Source organism: uncultured Agitococcus sp. (assembly GCF_937920075.1).
Lineage (GTDB): Bacteria > Pseudomonadota > Gammaproteobacteria > Pseudomonadales > Moraxellaceae > Agitococcus.
Window position 1 is genome coordinate 1 of record NZ_CALETI010000338.1, and the last position, 6,918, is coordinate 6,918.

Here is a 6,918-nt window from a genome sequence, read left to right on the forward strand (position 1 = left end):
ATCAGAATGACTATTAACTTAGCTCTTGCGCAGCCGAGTTCGAAGTGACATGCTTCACACGACAGCCAGACGTGTGCGATCGGGGAAACAGCACGATGACCTACGAGCTACCCGCTCCCAGGGGGCCGATACGCGACCTGATGATGCAGGCCGGCTACATCGTCGGATTCTCGGTGCAGGCGTTGGTGCAACACGCGCGGTTGTCGATGCAGGCTGGTGCGACCACACCCTGCAGATCGGCCAGACAGGTCTGTATCGCTTGCTGCCTTCCCTTGCGCGCATCGTCGAGTTTGCGCAGGCTTTGCGTCATGCCCAGCAGTGCCAGCGCCGACAGGCGCGTGAACAGGCCCAGCACCAGCAGCGTATAAAGCTTTAGAAAAAGCTGGTTTAACGGTTGCTGATATTGATTTGTGGGAAATTAACGAAGCTTTTGCGGCAGTAGCCTTACGCTTTATGAAAGATATGGGCATTAAAGATGACATCGTTAATGTCAACGGTGGTGCGATTGCCATGGGACATCCGCTCGGTGCAACAGGTTGTATGATTTTAAGCACTTTATTGGATGAGTTAGAGCGTCGTAACTTAAAACGTGGTCTTGCTACCTTATGTGTGGGTGGCGGTATGGGCATTGCAACCATCATTGAGCGTGTGTAAGGGGAGTATAGTAAATGACTGATATTATTGGTATGCACTGGGCTGAAGACGCTGATGGCATCGTAACCTTAACGATGGATGACCCAACTAGCGAAGCAAATATTATGAATGAGGTGTTTGAAAAATCACTCACCGAAACTGTTGCAAAACTACAAGCCGAAAAAGCCCGCATCAAAGGGATTATTGTTACCTCTGCGAAAAAGACTTTCTTCGCTGGTGGTGATTTAACCGCCTTAATTCAAGCTAAACCCGAACATGCACCGATTTTTGAACAAAAAGTCACAGAATTAAAGGCGTTGTTACGCGCTTTAGAAACTTTAGGCAAGCCTGTTGTTGCCGCAATGAATGGCACAGCCTTGGGTGGTGGTTTAGAGATTGCATTAAGCTGTCATCACCGTATTGCCTTAAACAATCCAAAAGCTGAATTTGGTTTACCCGAAGTGTCTTTGGGCTTATTACCAGGGGCAGGCGGTGTGATTCGTACTGTGCGTATGTTAGGTATTCAAAATGCCTTAATGAACGTCTTATTAAAAGGCGACCGCATGAAAGTGGCTAAAGCCAAAAGCGTTGGTTTAATTGACGATATTGCTGAAAGCTCTGAAGAAATGTTTGCTAAAGCCAAAGCATGGATTTTAGCTAATCCGAGCGCACAGCAACCTTGGGACAAACAAGGCTACAAAATTCCTGGTGGCTCACCCAGCACACCCAGCTTTGCTATGAATTTGCCAGCTTTCCCAGCGAACTTAAAAAAGCAAATTAAAGGTGCAAATTATCCTGCTCCTAAAGCGATTTTGTGTACCGCTATTGAAGGCGCACAAGTTGACTTTGATAATGCTTTAAAAATTGAAGGCCGCTATTTTACTAGCTTAGCCTGTGGCAAAGAGTCGAAAAACTTTATTAAAGCGTTCTTCTTTGATTTACAAAAAATCAATAAAGGGGCTAGCCGTCCTTCTAAAGAAACGTATCCTGTGTGGAAAAGCAAAAAGGTTGGCGTATTAGGCGCAGGCATGATGGGTCAGGGCATTGCTTATGTCTCTGCTATGTCTGGCATTGAAGTCGTTTTATTAGATATGTCTTTAGAAGCGGCTGAACGTGGTAAGGGTTACACCCAAAAATTACTCGATAAGCGTGTCTCTAAAGGTCGTATGACCAAAGAAGCAGCTGCCGAAAAATTAGCCTTAATTAAAGCAACCAATGACTTTGCCGATTTAGCGGGTTGTGACTTGGTCATTGAAGCGGTATTTGAAAGCCGTGAAATTAAAGCCGATGTCACTAAGAAAGTTGAAGCGGTGTGTGATGCCGAATTAGTCTTTGCTTCTAACACCTCAACATTGCCAATTACAGGTTTAGCAACTGCTTCTGTGCGTCCACAAAACTTTATTGGTTTACATTTCTTCTCGCCAGTAGACAAAATGCCATTAGTTGAAATCATCTGTGGTGAAAAAACCAATGATGAAACTTTAGCTAAAGCGTTTGACTATGTGTTGCAAATCAAGAAAACGCCCATTGTGGTGAATGACAGTCGTGGCTTCTTCACTTCTCGCGTGTTTGGTACGTTCTGTATGGAAGGTGTCAATATGTTGGCCGAAGGTTTTAATCCTTTGTCAATCGAACAAGCGGCTGCTCAAGCAGGTATGCCTGTTGGCCCATTAGCGATTCTTGACGAAGTTAATATGGAATTAACCCGTAAAATTCGCAAACAAACACAAGTGGATTTAGCGGCTGAAGGCAAAGAAATTCCAATGGAACCTGCGTTTGGCTTAATTGACAAAATGTGTGATGACTTTAAGCGTCCTGGTAAAAAAGACGGTGCAGGCTTCTATGAATATCCTGCTGATGGCAAAAAGCGCATCTGGTCTGGTTTATCTGCCTTTGTTACTGATGATAAAAAACAACCTTCAGTTGCTCAGTTTACTGAGTTAAAAGAGCGTTTGTTATATCGTCAATCCATTGAAGCAGCACGTTGTTATCAAGAAGGTGTGTTACGCTCAGTGGCTGATGCCAATATCGGTTCGATTTTTGGTATTGGTATGGCACCGTGGACAGGCGGCCAATTGCAATATATTAATTATATTGGCGTGGCTGAGTTTGTTAAACGTGCCGATGAGTTAGCCGCAAAATTTGGTGAGCGTTTTGCGCCACCGCAATTATTGCGTGATATGGCTGCAAAAGGTGAGACTTTTCAATAAAGTCGATCCCTCACTCTAGCTCTCTCCCTTGGGAGAGAGAACTCCCTCTCCTACAGGAGAGGGTTGGGGTGAGGATATTTTTTATGTATCAAGATTTTGCTGTTGGCTTTCTAACCATTCTTTTACATCGTTATTTTGTACCCGTTCATAAATATCTTCAACAGTCAACGTTAGCCCAATAGATGAAAGAGTCAGTTCATCACCTAAAAAATAATGTTCTGATAACCAACCTGTTTCGCGTCTAATAATTTCTACATCGACAAAATCTTGTTCAATTAATATGTATTCTTGCAAACTCGGAATTTGCATATAAGTCATACGTTTAGTGGTTTCATCCATACGTCGTGTCGATTTGGATAATACTTCAACTAAAATAATCGGTTGTTCAGTATAGTAACTGTCACCTGTTAAGTTGGAGCAATCAACCAATACATCAGGATAAAAATATCTACTGCCAATTTTGACTTTCATATCAGAGATATAAGGGCGACAGGGTTTCTTTTTTAAATGATTGGCCAATGTAGAAAAAACATTACCTGCAATAAGATTATGATTATTACTTGCCCCAGACATGGCATACACATAACCATCTATATATTCATATTTGATCTCAGAAATTTGTTCGCCTGCCAAGTATTCTTGTTCGCTAATAAAATCAAGTTGTGCTGCTGTGGACATGGTTAAACTCCGCTTGGCTAATCACCATTGGCTGATTTTAGCAAAAATAAGCTGTCTAGATGGTGAAGAACGGCAAAAATAAAATAATGCCAAATATTTCTCAGTTTGATGTTTTTATAATTTGATAATTATCGAAATATAGAATAATATAGCCACATCAAATCAAAACCTGAGAGAAAATGATTATGTCAAATTTAGCTACCGTAATTACTGGCGCATCGAGTGGTATTGGTGAACAGTTAGCCAAACAATTAGCCGCTCAAGAACAACAAACCTTAGTGTTAGTTGCACGTAGTGCCGATAAGTTACACGCTTTAGCAGAGCAGTTAAAACTAGCTCATCCGATTCGTGTGGAGGTGATTAGTTTGGATTTAGAGCAAGTAGGAGCTGCTCAACAATTAGTAAAGTCAGTACAAGATTTAGGTTTAGAAATTGATACTTTAATTAATAATGCAGGTTTTGGCTTAAATGACCTGTTTGCTGATATGCCTTTAGAGCGTATTCAAGGCATGATGCAATTAAATATGGTGGCCTTAACCGAGCTATGCCACGCTGTATTGCCAGCCATGCGTCAGCGTAAACAAGGTCGTATTATGAATATTGCCTCAGTAGCCGCTTTTCAAAGCTGTCCACGTTTTGCCGCGTATGCCGCCACTAAAGCCTATGTTTTATCGTTAAGTGAGGCATTAGCCGCCGAAGAAAAAGCCAATGGCATTAAAATTACCGCGGTTTGCCCCGGTGCAACGGCTACCGCTTTCCATGATGTTGCAGGGAATAATGGCACATTCTTAACAAAAATGATGGATTCTGCCGAGGATGTTGCAGCGAGTGCTATCAAATCGTTAAATGCGGGTAAACCTGTGATTGTGACAGGTGCAATGAATAAACCTTTACCATTTTTTAATCGTTTATTACCCCGTCAATGTGTGGTGTGGATGGCAGGAAAATTGGCAGCGACTTAAGCCTTTATAGCTTTCTAACCCTCCTTTAATTAATAAAGGAGGGAATTATCATTTTTTACACCATTTGCGGCCATGCTCTGTTAATAATCGCCTCTAAATCACAATCACGCGGCAAACAACCATAATTATGTTGGCCTTGTTGGCCTAAACGTGAGGCACAAAACGCATGGCTGACATAATCAGGCGCATGGCGTAAGAGTAATGCAGCTTGAAACGCTAAGGCCAAACGGTCAACCAAACCACGCGCCCGATATTCAAAATCGGCTAATTGTTGTAAATCTTGTTGCAGTTGGCTGACAAAAGAATCTAACAGTGAGTTTTTACCTTGCGCTTTGCCAATTTCAGCAAAAAAGGCGTGTACCACCGCAGGTGTTTTGTACATGGCGCGCAAAACATCTAAACATTGGACATTGCCACTGCCTTCCCAAATCGCATTAATCGGAGCTTCACGGTATAAACGGGGGAAAATACTGTCTTCCATTACACCACTACCACCAATACATTCCATCGCTTCATAAGCGTGATTAGGTGTACGTTTACAGATCCAATATTTACCCACGGCTGTGCCTAAACGCACCAATAAATCTTCATGCGTATCATCACGATGATCTAGGGCATAAGCCATGCGCATACTAAAGGCTAATGAGCCTTCATATTCCAAAATTAAATCGGCAAGCACATTTTGCATTAACGGTTGTTCAATTAAGCGTTTACCAAATGCAGCACGAATAGAGCAGTGGTGTAAGGCTTGGGAAACCGCCATACGCTGTCCAGCACTTGAACCTACCATACAATCAAAACGGGTCATGCTAACCATTTCAATAATGGTACGCACACCACGACCTTCTTCGCCAACCATCCAGCCCTCAGCACCCCGAAATTCAACTTCGCTCGACGCATTAGAGACATTACCCATTTTGCGTTTTAGTCTGAGCACTTGCAGTGGATTTTTTTGGCCATTGCTTTGCCAGCGTGGTACTAAAAAGCATGACAAACCACGTTGAGTTTGTGCTAACACCAAAAAGGCATCACACATGGGGGCAGACAAAAAGAATTTATGACCAACAATTTTATACAGTTGGCCACCACCTTCCGCCCCAACAGCATAGGCTTTGGTGGTATTGGCTCGCACATCAGAACCGCCTTGTTTTTCAGTCATGCCCATACCAATGGTCACACCTTGTTTTTGGTCAATGGGTACGTTGCGCGGGTCATAAATACGCGAGGTGATTAATGGCAGCCACGTTTTGGCTAAGTCTGGTTGCAAACGAATGGAAGGTACAGCAGCAAAGGTCATGGTAATCGGACAGCCATGACCCGCTTCCACTTGGCCTTGTAAGATGTTTTTTGCGGCACGAATGACGTGTGCGCCTGCACGATTATCCGTCCACGGTGAGGCATGTAAACCCTGTTCAATCGCTGTTTTCATCAATTGATGATAAGCAGGATGAAATTTGGCTAAATCAACACGATGACCAAAGCGATCATGGGTATCAAATTCGGGTGGATATTTATTGGCTAAGTGGCCAAGTTCTAAATAATCGGCAGAACCTGTTAATGAACCAAACTCAATCAATTCTTGCTCAGCCAATGTACCGCCTTCACGATGCAGGGCTTCTTGTAGCGCAACATCTTGTAAATACATGTTGTAATTAACTAATTCACGGCTGACGTTATTGACTTCGTGAGTGTCAGCAAGATAATCAGGGCTTGGGGAGTAAGGGGCATTCATGGCGGACTCCAGTAGTTTTGCTATTTTAGTCGGTTGGTATGTCGTATGCCATTTGAATTACAATGGGTATTTCAGGGATGGCGTGGCGCAGCATGTTCGAGGCATGGATGCCGAGTTCTGCGCCACAAATGGTTTTGCTTACTTTTGCCAAAACAAAAGTAAGGCCTGCCGCAGGCAATAACCTGATACTACTTCTCCAAACCGACCAAACGCGCCAATTCAACCGTGCGATTGGCATAGCCCCATTCATTATCATACCAAGCATACAATTTGACTTGTGTGCTATTGATAACCATGGTCGATAAGGCATCGATAATCGAAGAGCGCGGGTCGGTGCGATAATCAATAGATACCAAAGGACGGCTTTCGTAACCTAAAATACCTTTTAAGTCATTTTCTGAGGCATCTTTTAACAGTTGGTTAACTTCGTCAATGGTAGTGGCGCGTTCAACTTCAAACACACAATCGGTTAATGAGGCATTGGCTAAGGGCACACGTACTGCATGACCATTCAATTTGCCACGTAGCTCAGGAAAAATTTCGGCAATGGCGGTGGCTGAACCTGTGGTTGTTGGAATTAGGCTCATGCCACAAGCCCGCGCGCGGCGCAGGTCTTTATGGGCTTGGTCTAAAATGCTTTGAGTGTTGGTTAGGTCGTGGATGGTGGTGATTGAACCATGACGAATGCCTAAGTGTTGATGAA

6 protein-coding genes and 2 pseudogenes are annotated in these 6,918 nt (G+C 43.4%); 5 read left to right on the top strand and 3 right to left on the bottom strand.

Annotated features, from left to right (window positions below; all coding sequences use genetic code 11):
- Nucleotides 1-49: 49 nt before the first annotated feature.
- The 3 genes and pseudogenes from Q0212_RS16830 (at nt 50) to Q0212_RS11775 (ending at nt 2,843) form a co-directional block, all read left to right on the top strand.
- The gene (locus tag Q0212_RS16830; protein WP_367175921.1) at nt 50-376 is read left to right on the top strand and encodes an FAD-binding protein; all 327 of its coding nucleotides are present in this window, start codon (nt 50-52) and stop codon (nt 374-376) included.
- A pseudogene (locus Q0212_RS11770) lies at nt 343-654 on the top strand (acetyl-CoA C-acyltransferase); the annotation flags it as partial. The gene Q0212_RS16830 and the pseudogene Q0212_RS11770, both read left to right, overlap by 34 nt.
- 23 nt (nt 655-677) lie before the next feature.
- Nucleotides 678-2,843 (top strand): 3-hydroxyacyl-CoA dehydrogenase NAD-binding domain-containing protein, encoded by a 2,166-nt coding sequence (locus Q0212_RS11775; RefSeq protein ID WP_297925730.1) that lies wholly within the window; start codon nt 678-680, stop codon nt 2,841-2,843.
- An 81-nt stretch (nt 2,844-2,924) separates the two neighbouring features.
- On the opposite strand, the gene Q0212_RS11780 is transcribed toward Q0212_RS11775, so the two are convergent.
- The gene (locus Q0212_RS11780; RefSeq protein WP_297925723.1) at nt 2,925-3,521 is read right to left on the bottom strand and encodes a Uma2 family endonuclease; all 597 of its coding nucleotides are present in this window, start codon (nt 3,519-3,521) and stop codon (nt 2,925-2,927) included.
- Nucleotides 3,522-3,706: 185 nt separating this feature from the next.
- Between Q0212_RS11780 and Q0212_RS11785 the strand changes: the two genes are divergently transcribed.
- The gene (locus Q0212_RS11785; RefSeq protein WP_297925725.1) at nt 3,707-4,483 is read left to right on the top strand and encodes an SDR family oxidoreductase; all 777 of its coding nucleotides are present in this window, start codon (nt 3,707-3,709) and stop codon (nt 4,481-4,483) included.
- A 55-nt stretch (nt 4,484-4,538) separates the two neighbouring features.
- On the opposite strand, the gene Q0212_RS11790 is transcribed toward Q0212_RS11785, so the two are convergent.
- Complete coding sequence (locus Q0212_RS11790; RefSeq protein WP_297925727.1) at nt 4,539-6,215, bottom strand: isovaleryl-CoA dehydrogenase; 1,677 nt, start codon at nt 6,213-6,215, stop codon at nt 4,539-4,541.
- Here Q0212_RS11790 and Q0212_RS11795 point away from each other — a divergent pair.
- Nucleotides 6,214-6,396 (top strand): hypothetical protein, encoded by a 183-nt coding sequence (locus Q0212_RS11795; RefSeq protein ID WP_297925728.1) that lies wholly within the window; start codon nt 6,214-6,216, stop codon nt 6,394-6,396. The two genes, Q0212_RS11790 and Q0212_RS11795, sit on opposite strands and share 2 nt — an antisense overlap.
- Before the next feature lie 7 nt (nt 6,397-6,403).
- On the opposite strand, the pseudogene Q0212_RS11800 reads toward Q0212_RS11795, so the two are convergent.
- Nucleotides 6,404-6,918 (bottom strand): annotated as a pseudogene (locus Q0212_RS11800) (hypothetical protein); the annotation flags it as partial.